The following is a 24,528-nucleotide window of genomic DNA, read 5'->3' on the forward strand; positions in this document are numbered from 1 at the left end:
TTCAGAAGCGGTAGGCCAGCGCCGACCACACCGTGACGGTGGCGGGACGCTCAACCACGGGGCTGGCTTTGGCGTCGCCCGTCAGCCGCACGGCATGCGCGCCGCTGGTGAGCATCCAGGATGGCGCCAGCGCCCAGTTCCAGCGCACGCCGGCATGGACGTCCTTGACGCCGCCACCCGGCGCATAGGCCGGCCGCGTCAGCGCCGTGGTGGCCAGCGCTTGCGCCGGGCTGACGCCGAACAACGCGCGGTTGTAGTTGGCGTCCGCCAGCGTGACGCCGGCGGTGAAGGACAGCGTGTGGTAGGGCGCGACGGTGGTGGCGATGCGCTGCACGTCCAGCGTGGCGCGCAGGCCGTCGCGCTCCTGGCCGGCGCCGTACAGCACGCTGTTGGCCAGGCGCCACTCGGGCGACAGATACCAGGTGAGGAAAGCGCCCGCCTCCAGCCGCCTCGGCACGTCCGGCATGCCGCTCAGGCGCGTGAGGCGGCCGTCCGGCCCCATGGCCAGCGGCGGCAGGGCGGTGTTGCTGCCGGAGCCGCTCAAGCCGCCCCCGGTGAGCGCGCGTCCCCGCTCGCTGCGGCCCGGATGCAGCGACAGCAGCGGCCCGTATTCCAGGCCGGCGCGGTCCGACCAGTGCATGCCGGCGGTGGCGCCGGAAATGAACACGCCGTTGCTCCATTCCGCCTGCAGCACCGGCATCAGCATCAGGTGGCGGCTCGTGCCGCCCTCGTAGCGGCTGGCGCTTTGCAGGCCCAGGCCCACGTACATGTCCCGGCTGCCGTCCGGCATGGGATTGGCGACGGGCGTTTGCGCGGCCGCGCCGCTGCAAACACAGGCGGCCAGCATGGCTGCCGAGATCAGGGTGGGGGAAATGGACGCGTGCATGCCGCCATTCTATATGGTCGGTGCGGGCAGGCGCTTGCTGATGAACACCACCGGCTCGTCGCTGCGGTCCACCGTGACTGCGGCGCCGCGCGCGGTGAAAGCGGCGATGCACAGCACGGCGGGGCCGGGCGGCGTGTAGGTGCTGGTGACGTACAGCTTGCCGTTCACGCGCGAGACGTCCTCCAGCTGGTTGCCGTCGCAGCCGCTCTCCACGCCGTAGAAGGCGAACAGCACCATGGACTTGCCGAAGTCCACCGGCGGCAGCGGCGTGCCGGGTACGCTGTAGCGCGTCCACAGCTGGGTCCAGGCTGCGGCGTCCTTCACCACCACGGTGGTCGGCTGGCGGTCCGTCACGGCCGGGTTCAGGCTGAGCGCGATGCGGCTGTTGACCAGCGGCTGCGGCTCGATGCGGGTGAACTGCACCTTGGCGCTGGCGGGCGCGTCGCTGCGGTCCAGCACGGCGAGCACGCCTGGGCTGGTGAACTCCGGCTTGCACAGCGCGATGGTCACCAGGCGACCCAGGTCGTATTCCACCGCCAGTTTGCCGTCCGCCAGCGCGGTACGGCTGATGGTGACGGAGCGGCAGCCGTTCTGCTGCTTGCCGGTGAACACGCCGACCACCACCTTGCGGCTGAAATCGATCTTCGGCGGCGGGTGCAGGCTGCTCAGGTTCCTGTGCCCTTCGTTCCACAGCGCTTCGAAGGAGGCCGTGTCGGAGAGCACCACGGTGCGTTCGTCGTCGATGGCGGTAAAGGCGTTCTGCCACAGGATTTCAAAACCGAGGCTGGCGGAGGGCGCCGGTTCGCCCACGGCGATGGGGGCGGTCTGGCCGGCGGCCGGGGCGCCTTCCGCGCCGCCGCTGCCGCTGCCGCACGCGGCCAGCAGGACTGCGCCCAGGGCAACGACGGCTGTGCTCAACAATTTGTTCATGGTGGCTCCTTGATTGGTAATAATGCCATCTTAGGCAAGCCGCCGGTTTGCTTCCTCCTTGCCATGTCGGTCAATTGTCATCAATTTGTAAGCACGCGGACTGCGTCGCGGCATTGCCTATAAACTAAGACCATGAACCACCTGTTCTTCCGCTTCTTCGTGCTGGTCATGCTGGCCATCACGGCGGCGACCTTTGCCATCTATTTCGCGATCAGCCGCCTGTACGGCGATCCGCTGGAGGACATCGCCCGGCGCCAGGCGGCGGCCGAGGTATTCCTGCTGGAGCACTATATCGACCAGGCCCCGGCCGACGAATGGCTGGTGAGGCTGAACAAGGTGCGCGAGGTGTCCACGGTGCGCTACGAACTGCTGCCGCTGGACGACGCGAGCGCGGCGCTGTCGTCCGCAGAGGCGGCCCTGCTGCAGCGTGGCGGCATGGTGTTCCGGGTGGCGGACAAGGCCTTCCTGCGCCGCGTGGACCTGGCCGGCGCGCGCTACATCGGCAGCGAGGCGGACGTGCTGCGCGCCGAGGGCCTGCCGATCAATATCGCGCAGGCCTTGCAGCAGGAGGCGCTGCGCTACGCCATCGTGGCGCTGGCCTTGCTGGTGCCGATTGCGCTGTGGTCGCGCGCGCACTGGCGCGGCATGCAGGCGCTGGCGCGCGTGGCGGACGACTTCGGCGCCGGCCAGCTGTCGGCGCGGGCGCGCATGCCGGCCAGCGCCAGCATCTATCCGCTGGCCGAACGCATGGATTTGATGGCGGACCGCATCGAGCAGCTGATGGAGGCGCAGCGCGCGCTGCTGCATTCGGTGTCGCACGAGGTGCGCACGCCCATCGCGCGGCTGGAATTCGGCCTGGAGCTGCTGCGCGCGGCGGCGGATGATCCGGCGCTGGAGCCGCGCATCGCCGCCATGGAGCTGGATCTGCGGGAACTGAACGCGCTGATCGGCGAGCTGCTCGGCATGGCCAGGCTGGACAGCGGCCAGGCCATGCAGCGCCAGCCCTTCGAACTGGCGCCCGCACTGCGCAGCTGCGTGGCCGCCCAGCCGGACAGCGCGCGCATTGCCCTGCGCATCAGCGACGACAGCCTGGGCCAGCTCGACGGCGACAGCCGCCTGCTGCTGCGCGCGGTGGCGAACCTGCTCGCCAACGCGGCCAAATACGGCGCCGGCCAGGTGCGGCTCAGCGCCGCGCGCGAAGGCGGCGCCATCGTCATTGCGGTGGAGGACGACGGCCCCGGCATACCCGTGGCCGAACGCGAGCGCGTGTTCGAGCCCTTCTACCGGCTGGACCGCAGCCGCGACCGCGCCAGCGGCGGCTTCGGCCTGGGCCTGGCCATCGCGCGCAAGGCCGTGGCTTTGCATGGCGGCGCGGTGCGCGTCGAGGACAGCGAACTGGGCGGCGCCCGCTTCCTTATTTGCCTGCCGGCCTGAAGGTGCGCAGCGGCCGCTCCGCCTCGTCCTGCTCGTTGCGCCCGACCCGCTCGAATTCCGAAATCACCTGGGCGCCGAACAGCAGCAGCGCGGCGGCAATCTCCAGGCTGAACATGACGACGATGGCGGTCGTCAGCGAGCCGTACACGATATTGACCTGGGACAGGGTGCTGAAGTACCAGACCAGCACATGGCGCGCCGCTTCCCACAGCAGCGCAGCCGTCACGCCGCCGATCAGCGCATGCGCATAGGACAGGCGGCCCACCGGCATCACCAGGTAGATCGAGCTGAGCATCAGCACTTCGCCGATCACGCCCAGCATATAGAGCAGCACGCCGGACACGCCGTGCAGCGACCAGCGGTAGCCGAGGAACTGCAGCTCCTCCTCGCCTATCACCTGCAGGCTGCCGGCCACCAGCGTGACCAGCAAAATGCCGATGCCCAGCGACAGGATGTAGCAGTAGGGCAGGATGGCGGAGATGAGGAAATGGCGGCGCCGCACCGCCACCCGGTGCAGGAAGATCACGCACATGGCGTTTTCCAGCACCGTGAAGGCCAGCGAGCTGAAGAACAGCATGGTAAGCGCCAGCAGCCAGCCGATCACGCTGCGCTGCGCCAGGAACTGGCCCACTTCCGCCACGATGGCGCGCGACTGGCCGGGCACCAGCCATTCGAGGTAGTGGCCTATGGTGTCGAGCAGTTCGGCCGGGTCCAGCCAGTGCGACAGCACCACCACCACCAGCATCAGCAGCGGTACGATGGACAGCAGGGAGTAATAGGCGACGGCGCCCGCCAGCAGCAGCCCCTGGTTGGCGCGGAAGCCACGGATGCATTGCAGCGCGAAGTCCAGGGGATGGCTGGCCACCCAGGCGGCGGCCTTGCTTGTGAGGATGCGCATGGGGCCATTCTACGCACGAGCTGCAATGGCTGGCGCGCAACAGCGGCGGCGCGGCGGCGGGTTACGGCGCCATGCGCCTAACCCGCCCTACGAACAAGGCGGCAGCCGTAGGGCGGGTTAGGCGCGGAGCACCGTAACCCGCCATCTCAGCTGACCGCCGGCTCCAGCAGGGTCAGCGTCTGCTGCTCCGCGTCCAGCGTGGCGCGCACGCCCATGGGGATGGTGAACTGGTGGCGGATGTGGCCGAAGGAATAGCCGGCCACGGCGGTCTGCTCCAGCGGCAGCAAATGCTGGTCCACCGTCTCGTTGAGCGTGAGCGAAATATCGTCGTCCTGGTTTTCGCAGTTCTCGAAGATGCCCAGCATCACGCCGGCGGTGTTCTTCAGGCCCTGGCTCAGCTGCAACTGCATCAGCATGCGGTCGATGCGGTAGGGCGCTTCGTTCACTTCTTCCAGGAACAGGATGCTGCCCTTGATGTCGGCCGCATACGGCGTGCCTTCCAGCGCCGTCACCAGGCACATATTGCCGCCGGTGAGATGGCCGGTGCACTGGCCGCCGTGCACCGTGCGCACCGTGTACTGCGGCTCGGCCACCGCCTTGTGGGCGTTGTCCTGCGACATGGAGATGGTGTAGCGCTGGTGCGGCGTCATCAGCACGTTTTTCAGCTGCGTCACCGCGTATTCGGAGAAGGTGGACGAGGCCACAGGCCCGTGGAAAGTCACCAGCCCGGCATGCTTGTTGATGGCCAGGTGCAGGGCGGTAATGTCGGAATAGCCGATCAGCACCTTGGGATTGGCGCGTATCAGCTGGTAGTCGATATGGGGCAGCAGCGAAATGCAGCCCGAGCCGCCGCGGATGGCCCAGATGGCGTTCACTTGCGGGTCGGCGAACATGCCGTGCAGGTCTTCCAGGCGCTGCTCCACCGTGCCGCCGTAGTTGCCGTGCACCGCGTTGATGTGCTCGCCCAGCTTGACGCGCAGGCCCAGCGACTCGATGTTGCGCACGGCTTTTTCTATGGACTTGGGACTGGTGTGGCCGCCTGGCGCGATGATGCCGACCAGGTCGCCCGGCTCCAGGCGCGGCGGCTTGGTCAGCTGCGGCTTGGTCATGGCGTTGTTTCCTTGCGAGGGGGGGCGGCGGCGGGTAGCCGCCGTGGCGGGGAGCGACACGGCGGCAAAAGCGGCCCCGGCGGCCGAGGCCACCAGGCCGCCAAAGCGGCGCCGGCTGAGGGAGGAATTAGTCGGCACCGCTATGCACTTACATGAACTTGTACTTGAGGTTGACCGACAGGGAACGGCCGCGTGCATCCGCCACGCGTGGATCCCAGCCTGCGCCCACTACTTCATCCACGTTGTGCGCGGTGAACGGCGGAGTCTTGTCAAACAGGTTCAAGATGCCCACCGTGATGGTGGTGTTCTTGTAGCCGGTGTAGGTGCCGCTCAGGTCATACTTCTCGTAGTGCTTCACGCGCGGCACGAAGCCGGCCGGCGGGGTGCCCTTGCCGCCGTTCGGTACCTGGTCGTTGTAGCCGGTGGAGAAGTTCTGCGTGAACAGCGCGCTCCAGTCGCCCTTCGCTACGCTGATGCTGGCGTTGTGCTTCCAGCGCAGGTAGATGTCGCGGCTGTTGAAGATGCCGACGTTCTCCTTGAACGGCTGGCCTTCGAACTCGGCGAACTTGAAGCTCTTCATGTAGGTGCCGTCCAGCTTGGCAACCCATTTGTAGCCGTCGTATTTGCCGTCGGCCTGCAGGCCCAGGTCGGCGCCGCGGGTTTTCAGGCCGGCAGCGTTGATCCAGCCCGCTTCCACGTGGTCGATCACGCCGGCCGAGTTGCGGATGATGTACTCAGGCAGATATTGCCAGTTGGCCAGCACCACTTGCGGCGTACGGTTCAGGATACGGTCCTGGATGTTGATGGCCCAGAAGTCCAGCGAGGCCGAGAAGCCGCGCACCGGTTCCACCACGATACCCAGGGTACCCTGTTTGGAGGTTTCCGGTTTCAGGTTCGGATTGCCGCCGGTGTTGTAGTTCAGGCGAGGAATCGCGCAGAACAGCGGATTGCCCGGATTCTTGGCGCAGCCTTCCTGGTCGATAATGCCGTTCGGCAGTTCCTGCGACAGGCGGCCGGCGTACAGCTGGGTGAAGCTCGGCGCCAGGAAGCCCTTGTTGGCCGAACCGCGCAGCACCAGGTTGCTGGTCGGCTGGTAGCGGAACGACACTTTCGGGTTGGTGGTGGCGCCGATCACGCTGTAATCGTCGCGGCGCACGGCCAGCTGCACTTCCAGGTCCTTCATCACCGGCACCAGCATCTCGGCGTAGAAAGCGCGCACGTCGCGCGAGGCGCCGCTCAGCGCGGCATTGCCCGGCGACAGCAGGATCTTGGTGGCGTCCACGTCCTGGCCGAAGTCATAGGTTTCCTTGCGCAGGTCGAAGCCGGCCGCCATCGACACGGCGCCGGTGGGCAGCTGGAAGATTTCACCCGAGACCGAGCCGTCGAACTGGGTCATGGTGGTCTTGCCGTGCTGGAAGGCGCCGATGTACTTGGTCGACTCGATCAGCTGCATGGCTTCGGCGGTCTGGCTCTGGCCAGGCGCCAGCCATGGGTTGATCTTGCCGGTGCCCAGGGCTGCGTAGATCTTGTCGGTGTAGCCGTAGCCGTCGATCAGCGCGGTCTTGGTGGTGCTCTCGGCGCGCGACAGGCCCAGCTTGTAGTCCCACTTGCCCATGATCTGGCCTTCGGCGGCCAGCAGCACGCGGAAGTTTTCCGTCACGTTGTTCTGGGTGCGGTCGCCCCACGGGGTGCTGCGCCATTTGTAGATGATGGGCTTGGTCTTGTCGTAGGTCGGAATGTACTGCGACAGGTCCTGGTAGTACGGGCCGTTGACCGGGTAGGCGTTGCCGTTGGCCAGGCTGGTGGAGATCTGCACCGGGGTCAGCGAGGCGGTGGCTTCGGTGCGCGAACCCAGCACTTCGAAGAAGACCTTGTGGTCGTCGTTGATCTTCAGCGTGCCGCGCGACACGGCGTTGGTGCGCTCGACCGGGAAGCTGATCACGTAGTCGGCGCCGTAGTCGTAGGCGCAGGAATACTTGGAACGGGTGACGGCGGTAACGTCCTTCCACAGGTCGCTCTGGTACTGCGACATGCCGGGAATGGAATCGCACTTGCCTTGCAGGCTCAGCAGGCCGGCCTGCAGATAGGTGGTGGCGTCGCCCGGCATTTTGAAGCCGGTGCCCAGCGCGGTGCCGGCGCCGGTCAGGATGTTGGCGAACGGGGTGCCGGTGGTGTCCGGAGACAGGCCGCGCGATGGCTGGAAGCCGTTGGCGAAGTCGCGCTGCTTGGAGCTCAGCTTGTCGTTGTTGTCGTGCGTGGCGGACACCATGATGTTCCAGCCGTCTTTTTGCAGGTCGCCCAGGCCGCCCAGCGCGGAGACGCGGCGGTTCATGCCGCCGCCGTGCTCGGTGCCGTTCAGGGTGGTGGACAGTTCCAGGCCCTTGTAGTCGGTGCGCAGGATGAAGTTGACCACGCCGCCGATGGCGTCGGTGCCGTAGATGGCCGAGGCGCCGTCTTTCAGGATTTCCACGCGCTGGATGGCGCCCAGCGGGATCGAGTTCAGGTCGACCGCCTTGCCCGAGGCGCCGTGGTTGCCCACGCGGCGGCCGTTCAGCAGCACCAGCGTGGCGTTCGGGCCGAGGCCGCGCAGCGAGGCGAAGGAAGCGCCGCCGGAGACGCGGTCGGCGTCGGCGCCGAACACGTTATTACCGGAAGTCATATTGTCGGCGCCGGTGCCGCTGGCCGAAATGGTGCGCAGCAGCTGCTCGGTATCGGTGATGCCGGCTTTTTCAATCGCGTCGTAAGTCAGCACCTGCACCGGCAGCGCGCCTTCCTTGGCCACGCGCTTGATGCTGGAGCCGGTGATTTCCACCCGCTGGATTTGCTGCGGGGCAGCTTCCTGAGCCATCACAGGGCCTACTACACCTATCAGCGCAATCATCTGCGCGAGTTTTTTAACCTTCACCGTACTCTCCCTATTTAAACAAACTCTTGACCGCCCGCACCGGGCACGGCGTCTTGCGCGCCGCATTGAAAATTCAGAGTAGCGCTTTGCACTCCACGCTATCCAATGAAAATACCTCACTTAACCATAACTTTTAGGAATGAATAAGATATTTTCAATCAGGGCGCCATTTTAGTGAGCTGATTCCGCTCTGCAATGTCCAAATCCACATAACGCCAATTTGTGAACTCCACCGGGTGGCGCTTGTAGTTTTTTAGCCACGGTTGCTGGATATCGGCCGAAATCGGATGGGTCAGCAGCACCCAGGGGTTATAGGCGTGGATCAGCTGGTTCATCTCGCGGTACAGCACGCGGCGCTCCGGCGTGTCACCCAGCTTGCGCGCCTGCTCGTAGCGGCGGTTGTAGTCCGGCAGGTTGAAGCGGGCATAATTCGCGCGGCCACTGTTGGGGCCGTACAACAATTGCAAGTAGTTGTCGCCATCGGGGAAGTCGGCGATCCAGTTGGTTTCGAACATCATCACCTTGCCCAGGCGCGAAGCCTTGATGATCTCGGTCTTCTTGTCGCTCTTGAACTGCACCTGCAGGCCGATGGCGTTCAGGCTCTTGCGCCACAGCTCGTCGCGCAGCCGGCCCACCATGGACGGCTCGGAATGCATGGTCAGCAGCAGCGGCTGGCCGCCGGGCAGGGTGCGGTAGCCGTTCTTGCCGGTGCGGTAGCCGTAGCGGTCCAGCAGCGCGCGCGCCAGGGCCGGGTTGTAACTGATGGGACTGCGGTAATTGGGGTCATAGCCCAGCACATTGGGCGGCAGCGGCGACTGGGCCGGCAGCGCCAGCCCTTTCTTCAGCAGCGCCACGTCCTCCGGGCTGTTGTAGCTCAGCGCAATGGCGCGCCGCAGCGCCACCTTGTCCTTGCTGTAGCCGCCGATGACCGGGTCTTCCATATTCATCCACATGTAGTAGGTCTGCAGCACCGGGAAGGGCGACAGCTGCATGCCTTTTTTCGCCAGTTCGGGCTTGAGCGCGGGCGCGGTGGAGTCAGCGCGCAGCACCATGTCCTTCATCGACTCCGGCACTTGCTCGATATAGTCGAATTCGCCGTTCAGGAAGCCCAGCACGCGCGACTGGTACTCCTCCATGATCTTCACTTCTATGCGGTCCACCAGCGGCAGGCGCTTGCCTTCCAGCGCGGCGGCGGTGGCGCGGAACTCGGGCGCCACCTCGGGACCGGCGTGGAAAACGGTAGCGCGGAAGTCCGGGTTGGCCTGCAGCGTGATCTTGTCGCTGCGCTTCCACTCGCCCACCACGAAGGGGCCGGTGCCGACCGGGTGGTTGCCCATCTGGGCGCCATAGGCTTCGGCCACTTCGCGCGCCACCACGGCGGTGGCGGGCATGGCGAGGTAGTAGAGGAAATTGGGGTCGGGCGCGCTCAGGCGGATGCGCAGGGTGTATTTGTCCACCGCCTGCAGGCCGGGAATGGCGGTGGCGTAGCTGAATTTGGCTTTCAGGGCCTCGTCGCCCGCCAGCTTGCCTTCCAGCAGGAACAACCAGGGCGACTTCAGTTCCGGGTCGTACAGGCGCTTCAGGCTGTAGACGTAGTCCTCGGCGGTGACTTCGCGCTGCTTGCCCTTGAAGGCGGGGTCGGGCGTGAAGTGGATGCCGGGGGTGAGCTGGAAGGTGTAGCTCAGGCCGGCGGCGTCCACCTGCGGCATGGCGCGCAGGGTGTTGGGCTGCAGCTTGACGGGGCGGGCCAGGTAGTCGTAGCGCAGCAGGGGATCGTACAGGTTTTCCAGCAGGGCCAGGGTGGCGATGTCGGACGCGACGGCCGGGTCCAGGCCGGTTTCGCCGGTGGACAAAAAGGCGTGCAGCACCTTGGGTTCGCCGGCCGCGCCGGGTGCTGCCGCACCGGCGGCGCCAGCCAGCGCCAGCATCACGGCGCCCAGCGCCAGTTTCCATTTACCCGTCATGTATTCCCTCGTTCCTGGTGATTCCCTGGGTGATTCCCCGTTCGGCCACAGGATACGGCATCGCACGGCCGGCTGACCATGAAATCGGACCCGCCGCTTATAACTTTTTTGCATGCGCGGCGTGCATTCTTTCATCGCAGCATAATGCCGTAGCTCTATACTTTGCCTGCAAAATCATCCTGTTACCTTGTTATCGGAAATATCGCCCATGTCGCTTAATTACATCTGGTCCGGCTTCTTTTTGGTGGGCTTTGCCGCCGCCCTGGCGCAGTGGCTGTTTCTGGGCGATAACGAGATCTTCAAGAAAGTCATCGACGGCACCTTCGACTCGGCCAAGATGGGCGTGATGGACATCGCCTTGCCGCTGGCCGGCGTGATGACGCTGTGGCTGGGCATTATGAACATCGGCGAAAAAGCCGGCGTGGTGGGCTGGCTGGCGAAAGTGATCGCGCCCTTCTTCTCGCGCATCTTCCCGGAAGTGCCGAAAGACCACCCGGCCAACGGCCACATGGTGATGAATTTTTCCGCCAACCTGCTGGGCCTGGACAACGCCGCCACGCCCTTCGGCCTGAAGGCCATGGAAAGCCTGCAGACGCTCAACCCCAGCAAGGACGAGCCGACCAACGCGCAGATCATGTTCCTGGTGCTGCACACCTCCGGCCTGACCCTGATCCCGCTGGCCATCATGGCGCAGCGCTCCATCCTCGGCGCGGCGGACGCGGCCGACATCTTTATTCCCTGCATGATCGCAACCTATGTGGCCACGGTGGCGGGCATTATCGCCGTGTCCATCCGCCAGCGCATCAACCTGTTCGACAGCGTGGTGCTGTCCTGGCTGGGCGGCATGACCTCGGCCATCGTCGCGCTGATCTGGTACTTCACGCAGTATCTGAGCAAGGCCGAGATCGCCACCGTCTCCAAGGTGGTGAGCAACGCCGTGCTGATCGGGGTCATCACCATCTTCATCGTCGGCGCGCTGCGCAAGAAGGTGAATGTGTACGAAGCCTTTATCGAGGGCGCCAAGGGCGGCATCCAGACCTCGCTCACCGTGATTCCCTACCTGGTGGGCATGCTGGTGGCCATCAGCGTGATCCGCAACGCGGGCGTGTTCGGCTTTGTCATGAGCGGCTTCAACTGGATCTTCAGCGCCATCGGCGTCAACACCGACTTCGTGCCGGCGCTGCCCACCGCGCTGATGAAACCGCTCAGCGGCAGCGGCTCGAAAGCCATGATGATAGACGCCATGAACACCTACGGCGTGGACTCCTTCGTCGGCCGCCTGGCCTGCGTGTTCCAGGGCTCGGCCGACACCACCTTCTACATCGTGGCGCTGTACTTCGGCTCGGTTGGCATCCGCAAGACGCGCTATGCTATTTCCTGCGGCCTGATTGCCGACCTGGCCGGTGTGCTCACCGCCATCGGCGTGTCTTACGTATTCTTCCATCAAGGATAATTATGTTACGTCGCCTGATCCTGGTTTCCCTGCTGGCCGCCGCCGGCGCTGTCCACGCCCAGCTGCCGGAGCCGGTGGCGCGCGCGCTGCAGGCGGCCGGCATTCCCGAGAGCGCGATGGGCGCCATTGTGCTGCGCGGCGGCACGCCGCTGGTGTCGCACAACCCGGACCGCCCCATGCAGCCGGCCTCCACCATGAAGCTGGTCACCACCATGGTGGGCCTGGACCAGCTGGGGCCGGTGTTCAAGGCGCGCACCGAACTGCGCAGCAGCGCGGAGGTGGTGAACGGCGTGCTGCAAGGCGACCTCTATTTGCGCGGCGGCGCCGACCCGGATTTCAACGAGGACGTGCTGGTGCACATGCTGGAGAAGCTGCGCACCCAGGGCATCCGCAAGATCCGGGGTGACCTGGTGCTGGACCGCCAGCTGTTCCAGCCGGCCCGCACGGACCTGGGCGTGGCGCCGTTCGACGAATCGCCCGAGGCCTACTACAACATCATCCCGGACGCGCTGCTGCTGAACATGAATCTGCTGCGCGTGGACATGACGTCCACCGGCGGCAAGCTCAAGCTGGGCATGCTGCCGCAGCTCGAACGCGTCACGATTGAATCGGACATGACGCTGATCGACGCCGACTGCGCCAAGTGGGAGGACGGCTGGAAGCTGCCGGATACCACGCGCAAGGGCGGCAAGCTCACTGTGCGCCTGCACGGCACCTTCCCGAAAAATTGCAGCAAGACCACCGTGATCAACGTGCTCGAGCGCAACGACTACACCGAGCGCCTGTTCCGCAGCACCTGGGCGCGCCTGGGCGGCACCTTCACCGGCACCGCGCGCGAAGCTGCGGCCGGCGCATCGGCTAGCGCACCGCAAGCCGCCACCCGCCTGCTGGCCGAGCATGTCTCGCGTCCGCTGGCCGAAGTGCTGCGCGACATCAACAAGCCGTCCGACAACGGCCTGGCGCGCACGCTGTTCCTCACCCTGGGCGCGCTGGAGCCGGACCCGGTGCTGGGCAGCCGTCCTATTCCCGCGCTGCGCCTGTCCAGCACGCCTGTCGCCAGCCCCGCCGTGCTGCCGGGCGAATCGCTGAGCAGCGACGCCGTTGCGCCGCCGCCCGCCGATGCGGCTTCGGTCCGCAGCGCCATGGTCCCCGGCGGCGGCGATGCAGCCACCTCTGCCGCAACCGCCAACCCGACGGCAACCCGTGCCGAACAGATCATCCGCGCCTGGATGCAGCGCCACGGCATAGACGACACCGGCCTGGTGCTGGAAAACGGTTCCGGCCTGTCGCGCAGCGAGCGCGTGCGCCCGGCGCAAATGGCCGGCCTGCTGCAGGCGGCGCAAAAGAGTTTATGGATGCCTGAGTTCCTGACCAGCCTGCCGATCGCGGCGGTGGACGGCACCATGAAGCGCCGCCTGAAAGACAGCCCCGCCGCCGCGCGCGCGCGCGTGAAAACCGGCACGTTGAAGAACGTGGTCGCCATCGCCGGCTATGTGCCGGACGCAAATGGCGAACTGTGCATTGTGGTGGCCATGATCAACGACGACCGCACCGGCAACGGCAACGGCCGCAAGGCCATCGACGCGCTGCTGGACTGGGTGGCCAGCAACGGAAAATAGACCGGGCTGGATCTCACAAAACGCCAGGCTGCGGCTTGGCGTTTTTGTTTACGGAGGTGTCGGAAAATTTTACAGTGCCTGTATTTTGGCAACTAAAATTGCCACATAAAAACTATAAGTCCTTGATCTGCCAGTCTTAAAAATTTCTGGCACTAAATTTGCTTAAGATTCCATAAGAAATCTTATATTACAATTTAGCAACTTTAGGCAATAATGAAAATCATTCTGAACACCCTGGCTGCCACGCTCCTTTTCGCAAGCGCATCGTCCGAAGCGGCCGTTATCGCCTACACCAATCAAGCGGCTTGGCTGGCCGCCGCCGGTACGGCCACCACGTCGCAGAATTTCAATGGCCTCACGGGCGCCAATGTCCTCAATGGCGTCAACCTCGGCGGCGGTATGTCCGTGAAAGCATCAGCCACAAGCTGGAACATCACCGGCACCCAGGCGGCAACGACACCTTGCAGTGTCGACACCACTGCCAGCTTGTGCGGCAATAACAACAGTGTGCTGACATTCACTTTCGCCGATGCCATCTCGTCGTTCGGTGCGATGTTTTCGTCCATGAACGACGATATGCAGCGCACGCAATTTGAGTTGTTCAATGGCGCCACCTTGATCGCCACGTTGACGCCCCCCATCGTGAGTGGCCAGATCGATCAATTCTATGGCTTCGTCGCCGGCGCAGGACAATCCATCACCTCCCTGCGCACGAAATACGTCGCTAGCGACGCTTTTGCGATCGACAACGTCGCCATCGTCAGCGCCGCGAAGGTTCCGGAGCCAGGCAATCTGGCACTGATGGGACTGGGCCTGCTCGGCTTGGTCTTCGCACGCCGCCGCGCCGCCAAGCGCTAACAACGCCAGCAACAACCCGGGCTCATGGCCCGGGGTGGGTATTGTCGGGCAGGGATGGAATCGCTCGCAGGAATTCATAGATCGCGGCCAGGTCGCGGTCGGTCTTCTTGCCGAACACGGGCCAGGGCATGACTTGAACGATGGTGCCGGGCGGATCTTTCGGATTGTGGCCCGTCCGCATCATCTGGATAAACTCGCTCCGCGTCAGTCCCGCCGGTTTGCCGGCGTGGTCCGGGGTGATGTTTGCGGCCGTAATGGTGGGGCCGAAGGTCCGCCCGCCTGACAGGTATTCCTCCGCATTAATCCTCTCCGGCTCGCCCTTGAACGGGTCGCTGCCCGGCGAGTAGGTCGGATGGCTGTGGCAGTCGATACAGCCGCTGGTATTGACGATGTAACTGCCCAGCCCGACCAGCGCGCGATTCTTGCCCATCAAATTCAGCTTCACGCCCGGCGGGACAATGTCAAAGCCGCGCTTCACCTGGCTTTCGTCCTCGTCGTCGTGCTCCCTGTACCTGTCCGACGCCGACACCGACAAGGCCGTCGCCGCGATGAACGCAACGGCCAAGCCGGAACGACGGTCCAATCCGAATAGTTTTTTCATCTTTACGCCCCCCATCACGAGATTTCGATAGCGAGCCGCGCAGGCCGGTCCATGGCGGCTGCCATTCTAGAAGTCTAATCGGCGCGCAGGGACTTGGCGCTTCGTCGGACCATGGTTTGATCCTGATCAAATGGGAGTGGCGCTGGCGCGCAGCGGCACACAGGCCGCTGCGCAATTCAGGCCTTGCGGCGGCGGCGGGCCACCACGGCACCCACCATGCCCAGGCCCATCAGGGCCAGCGAGGCCGGTTCGGGAACAGCATTCACGGAAACGTTGTCCACCATCGAGTCCACGCCGCCGCTGGCATTGGTGCCGATATCCCAGAAGCGCAGCGTAGCCTGGTTGCCGTCGCCGAAGAAGACGTAGCTGTAGTACGCCAGCGCGCCGGCGGCATCGTCGGTCACCTGCTTGCTCACCTTCAGGGTGCCGTCGCTGCCCAGGATGCCCACGTTCAGGCTTTGCGTGCCGCCGCCCGTTACGCCGTAGTCGAATTCCCACACATAGCGCTTTCCGGCCACGGTGGCGAAGGTTTGCGACAAAATGCCGTTCGGCGTGCTGTCGCCAGCGTTGAAGGAGGCCATGTAGTGGCCGTTGGCCGTGCTGCCTGCGCCGAAGTAGACGCCGTTGCTCAGATAGCCGGTAACGGTGACGTTGCCGGACTTGCTCCAGCCTGCCAGGCTGCCGTTTTCAAAAGTGCCGTTGGTGATCAGGTTGGCGTTGGCGCTGCCGGCGGCCAGCAGGGCAGCCGCGGCGATAAAGGATTTCAGCTTCATAAGTTGCTCGTAATTAAAATAGAATTACGTAAAGCAACAAGCATGCCATAGCAGTAACATTTATTGTGAATCAATAACTTACAGCTATATCCCACCCGTGCGGGCAGCAAACTGTAAAATTTTCCGACAGAAGGGCGCGCTTAGAGCATACGGGTAAAGCTGGCGCGCACCTGGACGCGGTCGCCGCAGTCGAAGTGCCACCATTCGCTGTTGATGCCGACGAAGCCGGCCTGGAACATGGCGCCGCGCAGCAGCTCGCGGTTGGCGATCTGCCCGGCGTTGAGCGCGCCGCTTGCCAGCATGGCGGGCTCCAGCGCGGGGTGGGACAGCTCGGTCAGGTCGTCGAAGCCGGTGCCCATGTCCAGCTCGCAGCCCCGTTCGCTCGCCATTAGCCGCTTAAGCAGCAACCGCCCGCAGCTCCATTAGCGCCGGCGGCGGCGAAGCTTCCACCTCCGAACAAATTATCCGCACCTAGATGCGGCTCCACTGTATCGGCGATACCGGCCTAATACTGAAAAATGCCGGATTGCTTAGCTTGAAAATATTCTGACGCCATCCCACACCGAGCAAGGTTGCATAGGATTTTAAGCAAAGATTCATCAGGCTCGGCGGGAAGAACACGTTAGACGATAAGACTTACATTCACGGAAACGTAAGAGCTGGCAGGCAGCATGACGAAATAATCCTCGTGCTCAGGGCGCTATCGCAAGATGGGCCAACGGAGCATCCGCCCAGCGAGAGTACGTGGACGTTGTTAGGACACTGCTGATTGCATCGAAATATGACATTAAGATAAAAGTAAGTTGCGCTTACAAGACAACTCCGCTAGACTAAAATCCTCTTTACGCGCGGGGTTAGTAGATACTTTACGTAATCCTTGTCGGGCGCTTAGCCAGACACTAATTTATTGAGGACACTTAGGTTGCGTTAAATGCTTTCCTAACGATCCTTCGTGCCTCAGGAGCGTTAGGAAACCCTTTAACGCCTCCTTTAGGTAAAGAGTTTTTTCGAACGGCCTCAATTGAGGCCGTTTTTTTCGATTGAAGACTATGACGTTTGAAGACTTAATAATAGAAGAATTTCAAACATTCGATCAGTCGAAATTTATCGTCAATTTTGTCCCCGCTAAAATATTTTTATGCGGTGGCCCCTCCGGTGGAAACGAACTCATACCTCAAAGTGTTCGACAGCGGATCCTTGATTATTTCCTAAAACACGATAAAGAAATATATCGGGCTCTGATTCGAGCCGAAAATTTTAAAGATTACTTTCAAGCTGGGATGTATTCCGACTTAATGCAATTTGAAACAGAAATTGCCGGAATCGCTACAATGATAATAATTTGCCTTGAAAGCGCAGGCTCTTTAGTCGAATTAGGATTATTCTGCACAGATCCCCTCATGGCAAAGCGCCTACTTGTGATTGCCCCACAAGAGCACGTTGAAGATGAGGATTCTTTTATTTATTTAGGTCCGCTTGAGAGCCTTAAGAAAAAAGACCCAACATCTGTGATTGTATACCCTTGGGCCAATCCAAATGAAATGGTCTACGAGCATATCGACTTTATTGCCAAGGACGTGTCTAGGAAACTATCCAATGTAAAAAAGAGTGAAGCATTCAAAGGTACTAATTGGGCTCATGTTGCCTTTCTTATATATGACATAATTCTAATATCAAACCCAATTATGTTGCATGAAATAGAAATGGCATTGATGGCGGTTGATATTAGCGTCGAAAGACCAGTCGTCCAACGTTTGCTATTTCTATTGGAAAAAATAGGTCTCGTATCTCACACGGTTTATAGTAGTGTTATGTATTTTTTTGACATCGCCGACGGCGAGCGAAGAATTAAGTTTGGCACAACTAAAAGTGGAAAGGTTAAAGACAACCCTACGCTTCGGCTGGCTTTCAAGAAACATTTTATCTTGGGAGATGACGAGCAGTCCAAAAAAAGAGTGAATGTGCTGAAACAAATCCAAACCATTAAGGAGAAAGAAAAATGAACTTTCTTCAGCACATGTGTGACAAGCTTTTTATGAGTCAAGATGAATTAATTAATTTTGCTCGTACCATGCCGTATAGATATAAAAAATACCGTGTTGGAAAACGAAATGGGTCCGGATATCGCATCATTGCCCAACCTTCCAGTGAAGCAAAGTTCATACAACGAATTTTGCTTAAAGAATTAAGACGACTTTTACCAGTTCATGAATGTGCAATGGCATATGAGCCAGGCGTTGGAATACGAAAGAATGCCATGCGCCACCTCCATAGTGACTATTTATTGAAAATGGATTTCAAAGACTTCTTCCCCAGTATAACGCCAGACTTGTTCTTTTTCTTTACGAAAAAAATAGGATTGGAGTTAGGCGAAAAAGATAAAGAACTTTTAGAGAACGTTATATTTTGGAAATCAACACGTTCCAGCTATCTAAAGTTAAGTATTGGGGCCCCAACGTCGCCGTTCATTTCTAATTTTGTTATGCACGAATTCGACAAAAGCATGAACCAGTTTTGCATAAGTAAAGCAATCACATACACAAGATATGCCGATGACTTAACATTCACTAGCAATGCGAAAAATATCCTTTTTGAAATTCCATCTTTGGTATCCGGGCATCTAAAGAAAGATTGCTTAGGACTTATAAAAGTCAATACCAAGAAAACAGTATTTTCTTCCAAGGCATTTAATCGTCATGTGACCGGAATTGTCTTGGCCAATGACAATTCGCTCTCGCTAGGCCGCGAACAAAAAAGAACACTTTCATCAATCATTCACCGCTTTAGCCTTGGAAAGTTGAGCGAAAAGGAAACCTCCAGACTCAAGGGACACTTATCCTTCGCTCACCACATTGAACCAAAATTTATCGATAGAATGAAGAAAAAGTATGGCAACGATCTAATAGATCTCATCTTCCTTCATTCATGTGAGTAAAATAGGCTGGCAAATCAAAATATATTAACCGTAATCTCATTAAATAACGCAATTCGAGATTATATTCTTGGAATAAAACTTAATCTTCTGTGGGTGCAAAAAAAGCAACTACTTTGGAGATCCTATATTTTTTAAACTGTGATCGGCGTAATGCGGCGGACACGCGCGTCAGAAGTTTATAGCCCTCGTATCTCGTAGAAAAAATACTGAGACTCGTGAAGATAGATTAAATGGGGTGATTCGCTGTGACATGGACACCAAGATTGCAAGTCCTTGTGTCGGTGGTTAATTCCATCCGGTCATCAAGAATTTCCCACTCGCCCCCGCCCATACACTAATAACCACGCAACATAAATTCTATGCAAGATTCCACGATCAGTTGATGACTCGACGATAGCCGGCCGGCGCGCTTGCGCAGCAAGACGTTTGGCACCGCCAGTAAATTGGGCGTATCCAGAACGTATTGTTGGTGTGCAATGCCCATCAGGGCTTGCGCACCTTGAAGGATGGGCCTGGACGGCAAATGCAGGGAAAGCGGGATGCACCATCTGGTGCTGAGGCGGACAAAATCGCTTTGTACATCCACAAACAGCGGATGGCTGGCGGCTTTGTTGGGATTGATATAAATATCAAATCTGGCCATGCGTGTCGGTCAGCATTTCCGGATGCTCTGCAAGAAACCGCTGCAGTTGCTCCGCAGCGGTTCCCTCTTCCTCAATCTGGCGCGCATATTGTTCCAGTGCTTCGCGATTGTCCAATGCCCATTGGCTGCAGCCATCGTAGCCGCCGGGCGGCAACCAGCCGTCTGCTGCTTGGACGATACACGGCGGGTGAGAAGCATCCAGCGCGTCTGGGGCCACAGGCTGAAGCGGCAAGTCGGGGATAGACACGATAGCTCCTTGTTCGAGCTTAAAAAATATCACTCGCTCCGGGCTTTTGCAACCGCCACCAAGGTCGCCGCGCGCCTAACATCCATTCGCTTGAGATGTCTCAAGAAGTCTTGCTGTTAAGTATGTGACGCAGCCAGGAATGCGTGCGTTACAGCACGCGGGTGAAGCTGGCGCGAACCTGGACGCGGTCGCCGCAGTCGAAGTGCCACCATTCGCTGTTGATGCCGACGAAGCCGGCCTGGAACATGGCGCCGCGCAGCAGTTCGCGGTTGGCGACCTGCCCGGCGTTGAGCGCGCCGCTCGCCAGCATGGCGGGCTCCAGCGTGGGGTGGGACAGCTCGGTCAGGTCGTCGAAGCCGGTGCCCATGTCCAGCTCGCGGCCCTGTTCGTCCAGGATGGTGATGTCCACCGCCATGCCATAAGAATGGATGGAACCGCGCGCCGGGTCGGCCAAATACATCAGCAGCTCCGTGCCCTGCAGCGCGGCCCACAATTCCTCCTGCACCCGCTGCGGACGCAGCGCGTCGAGCACCAGCAGCTTGCAGCCGGGACGGCGTTCGGCCAGCCAGGCCACGGCCCGCTCCAGCGCGGCCGCTGCGTCGCGGTGCAGCCAGGCGCAGTCGTGCGGGGAATACAAATCACGGCCGACAAAATTGTCCGGCGTGGCGTAGCGCAAGTCGATGGCGATGCCGGCGATGCTGCTCAGATGCCGGTAGTCCGGGCTGGACGGCACATCTTCGTTGCGGATGGTCTTCATTGCTAGGCTTTCTTTTCCAGGCAAGCGCGCGCGGCGGTGGCGATGCAGCCGGCCAGCTGGCGCGCGCCGTGCGACAGCGGCGCATGGCCTGCCGTCAACAAATACAGTTGCACGGGAATGGCCGGCGCCCACGGGCGGCGCTGCACCAGCGCGCTGGACGCGGACGCGGCCGTGAACGGGTCGACCACGGCCATGCCGCCGCCCGCTTCCACCAGCGATCGGGCGATCTGGTAGGTCTGCACCACCGTGTGGAACACCGGATGCAGGCCTTGCGCTTCGCACGCGGCCACCACCATTTCGCCCAGCGGGTCGTTGTCGGCGTGGCCGATCAGTTCGCCCACCAGGCCGGGCGCGGCCAGCGGCGTGGCGCAGTCGGCCGCGCTCCAGGTGCCGGCCGGGGCGATCACCGTCATCACGCCCTGCGCCAGCGGTTCGGCGACGATGCCGGGATGGCGCGGGTCCTGCAGCGACAGGGCCAGGTCCGCTTCGCCCAGGCGCAGCGTGTTGACGATTTCACTGGTGTGGTGGGTGGCCAGCTCGCAGCGCGCGCCGGGGAATTCCCGGCGCCAGGCGCTCACGGCCAGCGGCAGCACGCTGAGCGCCACCGTGGGCGTGGAGACCAGGCGTATGGTTTCCAGCGCGCGCCCCTTCAGGCTCGCCGCCAGGCGGCGTATGCCTTGCAGGTCGCGGTTCAGTTTTTCGGTTTCGGCGAACAGGCGGTGCGCTTCCGGCTTGGGATACAGCTTGCCGCGCACGCGCTCGAACAGGGGCATGCCCAGCTGCAATTCGCAGTGCTGGAGGACCTTGGTCACGGCGGGCTGCGAGATGTGCAGCACCTGGGCGGCGCCGCTGATGGTGCCGACCTGCATGATGGCGTGGAACACTTCTATATGGCGCAGCCGCATTGCTCTATCCTCGATCCAGCGCCGCAGAGCCTTCCCTGCGGAATCCGTGCAGGATAGGGGAAAGCAGGGTGCGGCGCAATGGCATTGCAGCTTGCAGCTTAGCGCACTTCGGCAGGCTGGGCGGCGGGAGCCGGCGCGGCCGGCGCAACAGGGGCGGCAGGCGCTACGGGCTTGGACGCAGCCGTGGGCGCCAGCACTTCCAGGATGGCGGCCGATTCGGCGTCCGGGTTGCCGTCGAAACGGGCCGGACGGTATTTCGACTGGAAGGCAAACATCACGTTGCGGGTGGCTTCGTCCAGCACGCCCGTTTGCGGCACGGCGTAGCCATGCTGGGCCAGCTTCTTCTGGAACCAGGCCACGTCCGGCAGCTGGGTTTCAAACACGGCGCGCTGGGCCGCCACCTGGGCGGCGTCCGGCCAGGTGATCAGGCCGGCAGCGGCCAGCTGGTGCCAGGGGAACAGCGGACCCGGGTCCTGCTTGCGCTGCGGCGCGATGTCGCTGTGGCCGAGGATGTTTTGCGGCGGAATATTGTGGCGGGCCACGATCTGCTTGAGCAGCGGGATCAGCTGGTCGATCTGGGCCTGGGTGAAGGGACACCAGACGCGGCCTTCCGGCGTTTCCTTGAAACCGCAGTTGACGATTTCGATGCCGACCGACATGGGGTTGAGGTTGCTATACGTCTTCCAGCTGCTCACACCGGCGTGGTTGGACATGCGCGATTCGTCCACCAGGGTGTAGAACTTCGGCTCAGCCTCGTCGGTCAGCAGATAGTGACTGCTCACTTCCTGCTCGGTGAGGATCTTGATCGAGCGCGGCAGGTCGGACACGGTGTAGTGGATCACGATGAACTTGACGCGGCTGCTCTGGCTGCGCGCAGCCAGGCTGTTGTCCAGGCGCGGCGGGGCGGACGCGCAACCGGCCAGAACGGCGGCCAGGATAATGAGCAGGAATTTATTCAAGGAAGTCTCCGGGTGGCAGATTTTAATGCTGGGGTTGCGCCGCCATGCGGGCGGCGGCGAAATGGGCTTGGGCGGTCTTGCGGCGCAGCGGCACTTCGGGCGACAGCGTGGCGCGCATGGTTTCCGCGATCAAAGGATGCAGTTCGGCGGCGCGGCCCGCCAGCACCACCGGGCGCACGCCGAAGCGCGACACCAGGGCCGCAGCCAGCCGCGCCAGTTCTCGCCCCGCTTGCTGCAGGATCAGGCGGGCGGCCTGGTCGTGTTCGGCGCTCGCGGCCACCGCCAGCGCCAGCTTGCCCACCTCGCCGCGCTCGCGGCCGTAGATGAACTGGCGCGAGAAGGACCAGTCGCTGCCGCCCACGTAGTCGAACACGGCGCGCGCCATGGCGGAATCCTGCCAGGCGCCCGGCTCCTCGTCTTCGCGGCGCCAGATGCGGCGCAGCGCTTCGCGCGCGACCCAGAAGCCGCCGCCGCCGTCATCCAGCGTGACGCCCCGGCCGCCGGCGCGGTGGAACTCGCCGCGCTGGTCGATATAGGCGGCGATGGAGCCGGTGCCGGCGTAGACCAGGTAGCCTTCGCCGGGCTGGAAGCTGTCCAGGTAGGCGATTTCAATATCGTTGGAAATAATGATGGCGGCCGGGGCGATGCCCAGCAGCTCGGCCAGCCAGGCGGCCAGCAGTTCGCTGTCGCCGCCAAAGCCGGTCAGCCCGGCGCACACGCGCTGCGGGCGGCCACTGGCAAGCACGTCGCCGGCCAGCGCGGCAAAGGTGGCGCGCACGGCGCTACGGCCCGCTTCATTGGCCATTTGCAAAGCCGACAAGCCGGCCACGCTGCCTTCGGCGACGATGGCGCCGGCCGGGTCGGCCAGCGCCCAGCGCGTCTGCGTGCCCCCGGCGTCTATGCCGAGGCCCAGCGTGGTGTCATTGTCGGTTGTAGCCATCAGGACAGTTTATGTGAAAAGCCGCCGCGATTTAATGAAACCTTGGCCGCACACCATACCCGCAGGTTATAGCTGCGCATTGACCTTCACGCTCACGCGTTCGCTCTCGTTGCCCAGGCGGTCGACCGCGCTGACCACCACCGCGCCGGCCTGCACGCCCGCCTCGTCGGCCAGCGTGACTTCGCCGCGCGCGGCCGGGGCCACGGTGAAGCGCCACTCCTCGCCGTAGCGCGCCCAGATGGCGTACAGGGTGGCGTTCTTGCCCGCGCTCAGCTTGAGATCCAGCCCGGCCGCGCCGCGCCGCGCGCCCGCCTTGGGCGCGCCCGGCGCTTCCGAGCCCAGCCAGGGCGAAGCGGGCGCCAGGGCGGCGCTCTGGTAGCTCACGGCCTTGAGCTGGTCGCTGATGCCCTTGCGGTTCTGCATCAGCGCGGCAATGCTGAAGTGGACGTGGCCGTTGGCGCCGGCGCGGCTGCGCGTCACGCCGATCTGCTTGACGATTTCCTCCGGCTCGAAGGACTTCACGCTGCCGTCGATGCGGCTGGTGTACAGGCCGGCCCAGACGTGGCGGCCGTGCGTGTTTTCACGCAGCCAGTAGTCGAGCAGCACGTCGAAGGCCTGCGGCGGCGGCGCGATCGGCCAGTACAGCTGGGGCGCCAGATAGTCCAGCCAGCCGTTTTTCAGCCACAGCTCGGCGTCCGCGTACAGCTTGTCGTACTGGCTGAAGCCGACGATGCCGGGCGGACGGCGGTCCGGACGGCCGATGCCGAAGGGGCTGATGCCGAAACGCACCCACGATTTTTCGCGATGGATGCCGGTGTAGATCGCTTCGATCAGCTGGTTGACGTTCTGGCGGCGCCAGGAAGCGCGGTCCAGCTGGCCGCCGCCGGCCTGATAACGCTGCCAGGCGGGCTGGTCGGGGAAGTCCAGTTCGGGACGCGGGGCAGATCCCGGCGCGCCGGCTTCCAGCGCGGCCGCTTCGCCCGCCGCGCCCGGCGCTTCGATCGGGTAGGGATAGAAGTAATCGTCGATGTGCACGCCGTCGACGTCATAGCGCTTCACCACGTCCAGGATCACGTCCAACGTGTGTTTGGACGCCTCGGCCTCGCCCGGGTCCATCCACTGGTAGCGGCCGTAGGTTTTCACCGTCTGCGGCTTGGTCATGGAAATGTGGTCGCGCGAATTGGCGGACTTGGCCGTGGCGTGGCGCGCGCGGTAGGGGTTGAACCAGGCGTGCAGCTCCAGGCCGCGCGCATGCGCCTGGTCGATCCAGAATTTGAGCGGATCGTACATGGGCGAGGGCGCCTTGCCCTGCTGGCCGCTCAGGTACTCGCTCCACGGCTCCAGCTCGGACGGATAGATCGCGTCCGCGCTCGGGCGCACCTGCAGCACGATGGCGTTCAGGTTGAGCGCGCTGGCGCGGTCCAGTATGGCGATGGCTTCGGCCTGCTGCCTGGCCACCGGCAGGCCGGTGCGGCTGGGCCAGTCGATATTGGCGACGGTGGACACCCAGGCGGCGCGGAACTCGCGCGGCGCGGGCGGCGGCACCGGTCCGGTCAAACTAGGAACGGCGCCGGGCGCGGCTGGCGCTACCGGGCCGCTGTCTGGAACCGGCGTGAGCGGCGTGGTGGTGCAGGCGGCCAGGAATGCGGCCACTGCCGCTGCTGCGCCGGCGGCCAGGGTCTGCCGCTTTTTCGGGTTAAAAGCCAAGTCCG

The 24,528-nt window shown here is 62.6% G+C and carries 22 protein-coding genes; 6 read left to right on the plus strand and 16 right to left on the minus strand.

The window, feature by feature from the left end; all coding sequences use genetic code 11:
- Position 1: 1 nt before the first annotated feature.
- Together KT882_RS00955 and KT882_RS00960 are read right to left on the minus strand one after the other, a co-directional pair.
- Positions 2 to 886 carry a MipA/OmpV family protein gene (locus KT882_RS00955; RefSeq protein WP_228894132.1) on the minus strand — a complete coding sequence of 295 codons (885 nt, stop codon included), beginning with the start codon at positions 884 to 886 and terminating at the stop codon, positions 2 to 4.
- Between the two features lie 9 nt (positions 887 to 895).
- The gene (locus KT882_RS00960; RefSeq protein ID WP_161070366.1) at positions 896 to 1,816 is read right to left on the minus strand and encodes a hypothetical protein; all 921 of its coding nucleotides are present in this window, start codon (positions 1,814 to 1,816) and stop codon (positions 896 to 898) included.
- A gap of 132 nt (positions 1,817 to 1,948) precedes the next feature.
- On the opposite strand from KT882_RS00960, the gene KT882_RS00965 reads away from it, so the two are divergent.
- On the plus strand, positions 1,949 to 3,250 hold the full coding sequence (locus KT882_RS00965) for an ATP-binding protein (RefSeq protein WP_228894133.1): 1,302 nt from the start codon (positions 1,949 to 1,951) through the stop codon (positions 3,248 to 3,250).
- On the opposite strand, the gene KT882_RS00970 is transcribed toward KT882_RS00965, so the two are convergent.
- The 4 genes from KT882_RS00970 to KT882_RS00985 form a co-directional block, all read right to left on the minus strand.
- Positions 3,231 to 4,148, minus strand: coding sequence for a YihY/virulence factor BrkB family protein (locus KT882_RS00970; RefSeq protein WP_161070364.1), 918 nt, complete (start codon positions 4,146 to 4,148; stop codon positions 3,231 to 3,233). The genes KT882_RS00965 and KT882_RS00970 overlap by 20 nt on opposite strands.
- Before the next feature lie 146 nt (positions 4,149 to 4,294).
- Positions 4,295 to 5,395: a S66 peptidase family protein gene (locus tag KT882_RS00975; protein WP_228894134.1), complete on the minus strand. Its 1,101-nt coding sequence runs from the start codon at positions 5,393 to 5,395 to the stop codon at positions 4,295 to 4,297.
- 10 nt (positions 5,396 to 5,405) lie between these two features.
- Positions 5,406 to 8,105 carry a TonB-dependent receptor gene (locus KT882_RS00980; RefSeq protein ID WP_228894135.1) on the minus strand — a complete coding sequence of 900 codons (2,700 nt, stop codon included), beginning with the start codon at positions 8,103 to 8,105 and terminating at the stop codon, positions 5,406 to 5,408.
- A 215-nt stretch (positions 8,106 to 8,320) separates the two neighbouring features.
- Entirely contained in the window at positions 8,321 to 10,126 is a 1,806-nt protein-coding gene (locus tag KT882_RS00985; protein WP_228894136.1) for an ABC transporter substrate-binding protein, read from the minus strand.
- Positions 10,127 to 10,334: 208 nt separating this feature from the next.
- On the opposite strand from KT882_RS00985, the gene KT882_RS00990 reads away from it, so the two are divergent.
- The 3 genes from KT882_RS00990 (at position 10,335) to KT882_RS01000 (ending at position 14,056) form a co-directional block, all read left to right on the plus strand.
- Positions 10,335 to 11,579 carry a nucleoside recognition domain-containing protein gene (locus KT882_RS00990; RefSeq protein WP_161070360.1) on the plus strand — a complete coding sequence of 415 codons (1,245 nt, stop codon included), beginning with the start codon at positions 10,335 to 10,337 and terminating at the stop codon, positions 11,577 to 11,579.
- Positions 11,580 to 11,581: 2 nt separating this feature from the next.
- A complete protein-coding gene (dacB, locus tag KT882_RS00995; RefSeq protein WP_228894137.1) occupies positions 11,582 to 13,198 on the plus strand; it encodes a D-alanyl-D-alanine carboxypeptidase/D-alanyl-D-alanine endopeptidase in 1,617 nt (538 codons plus the stop codon).
- Positions 13,199 to 13,411: 213 nt separating this feature from the next.
- Entirely contained in the window at positions 13,412 to 14,056 is a 645-nt protein-coding gene (locus tag KT882_RS01000) for a PEP-CTERM sorting domain-containing protein (protein ID WP_228894138.1), read from the plus strand.
- Between the two features lie 22 nt (positions 14,057 to 14,078).
- Here KT882_RS01000 and KT882_RS01005 read toward each other — a convergent pair whose 3' ends face one another.
- The 3 genes from KT882_RS01005 to KT882_RS01015 all read right to left on the minus strand — a co-directional run bounded on the left by KT882_RS01005 (position 14,079) and on the right by KT882_RS01015 (position 15,819).
- A complete protein-coding gene (locus KT882_RS01005; RefSeq protein WP_228894139.1) occupies positions 14,079 to 14,657 on the minus strand; it encodes a hypothetical protein in 579 nt (192 codons plus the stop codon).
- Between the two features lie 176 nt (positions 14,658 to 14,833).
- A complete protein-coding gene (locus tag KT882_RS01010; protein WP_228894140.1) occupies positions 14,834 to 15,430 on the minus strand; it encodes a PEP-CTERM sorting domain-containing protein in 597 nt (198 codons plus the stop codon).
- Positions 15,431 to 15,570: 140 nt separating this feature from the next.
- Positions 15,571 to 15,819, minus strand: a complete 249-nt coding sequence (locus tag KT882_RS01015; RefSeq protein WP_228894141.1) for a M15 family metallopeptidase — start codon at positions 15,817 to 15,819, stop codon at positions 15,571 to 15,573.
- Positions 15,820 to 16,479: 660 nt separating this feature from the next.
- Between KT882_RS01015 and KT882_RS01020 the strand changes: the two genes are divergently transcribed.
- A complete protein-coding gene (locus KT882_RS01020; protein ID WP_228894142.1) occupies positions 16,480 to 17,433 on the plus strand; it encodes a retron St85 family effector protein in 954 nt (317 codons plus the stop codon).
- On the plus strand, positions 17,430 to 18,365 hold the full coding sequence (locus KT882_RS01025) for a retron St85 family RNA-directed DNA polymerase (RefSeq protein WP_228894143.1): 936 nt from the start codon (positions 17,430 to 17,432) through the stop codon (positions 18,363 to 18,365). The genes KT882_RS01020 and KT882_RS01025 overlap by 4 nt, the downstream gene beginning before the upstream one ends.
- 334 nt (positions 18,366 to 18,699) lie before the next feature.
- Here the strand turns inward: KT882_RS01025 and KT882_RS01030 are convergent, their stop codons facing one another.
- The 7 genes from KT882_RS01030 to KT882_RS01060 form a co-directional block, all read right to left on the minus strand.
- Complete coding sequence (locus tag KT882_RS01030) at positions 18,700 to 19,008, minus strand: CcdB family protein (RefSeq protein ID WP_228894144.1); 309 nt, start codon at positions 19,006 to 19,008, stop codon at positions 18,700 to 18,702.
- Positions 18,995 to 19,255, minus strand: a complete 261-nt coding sequence (locus KT882_RS01035; RefSeq protein ID WP_228894145.1) for a type II toxin-antitoxin system CcdA family antitoxin — start codon at positions 19,253 to 19,255, stop codon at positions 18,995 to 18,997. The genes KT882_RS01030 and KT882_RS01035 overlap by 14 nt, the downstream gene beginning before the upstream one ends.
- Before the next feature lie 148 nt (positions 19,256 to 19,403).
- A complete protein-coding gene (locus tag KT882_RS01040) occupies positions 19,404 to 20,012 on the minus strand; it encodes a M15 family metallopeptidase (protein ID WP_228894146.1) in 609 nt (202 codons plus the stop codon).
- Between the two features lie 2 nt (positions 20,013 to 20,014).
- Positions 20,015 to 20,917, minus strand: a complete 903-nt coding sequence (locus KT882_RS01045; protein ID WP_161070355.1) for a LysR family transcriptional regulator — start codon at positions 20,915 to 20,917, stop codon at positions 20,015 to 20,017.
- Between the two features lie 98 nt (positions 20,918 to 21,015).
- Positions 21,016 to 21,876, minus strand: coding sequence for an N-acetylmuramoyl-L-alanine amidase (locus KT882_RS01050; RefSeq protein ID WP_228894147.1), 861 nt, complete (start codon positions 21,874 to 21,876; stop codon positions 21,016 to 21,018).
- A gap of 22 nt (positions 21,877 to 21,898) precedes the next feature.
- The gene (locus KT882_RS01055; RefSeq protein WP_228894148.1) at positions 21,899 to 22,816 is read right to left on the minus strand and encodes an N-acetylglucosamine kinase; all 918 of its coding nucleotides are present in this window, start codon (positions 22,814 to 22,816) and stop codon (positions 21,899 to 21,901) included.
- Between the two features lie 66 nt (positions 22,817 to 22,882).
- Positions 22,883 to 24,523 (minus strand): glycoside hydrolase family 10 protein, encoded by a 1,641-nt coding sequence (locus tag KT882_RS01060; RefSeq protein WP_228894149.1) that lies wholly within the window; start codon positions 24,521 to 24,523, stop codon positions 22,883 to 22,885.
- Between the last annotated feature and the right edge of the window lie 5 nt (positions 24,524 to 24,528).

It is taken from the genome of Pseudoduganella aquatica (assembly GCF_020865585.1).
Taxonomy (GTDB): Bacteria; Pseudomonadota; Gammaproteobacteria; order Burkholderiales; family Burkholderiaceae_D; genus Rugamonas; species Rugamonas aquatica_A.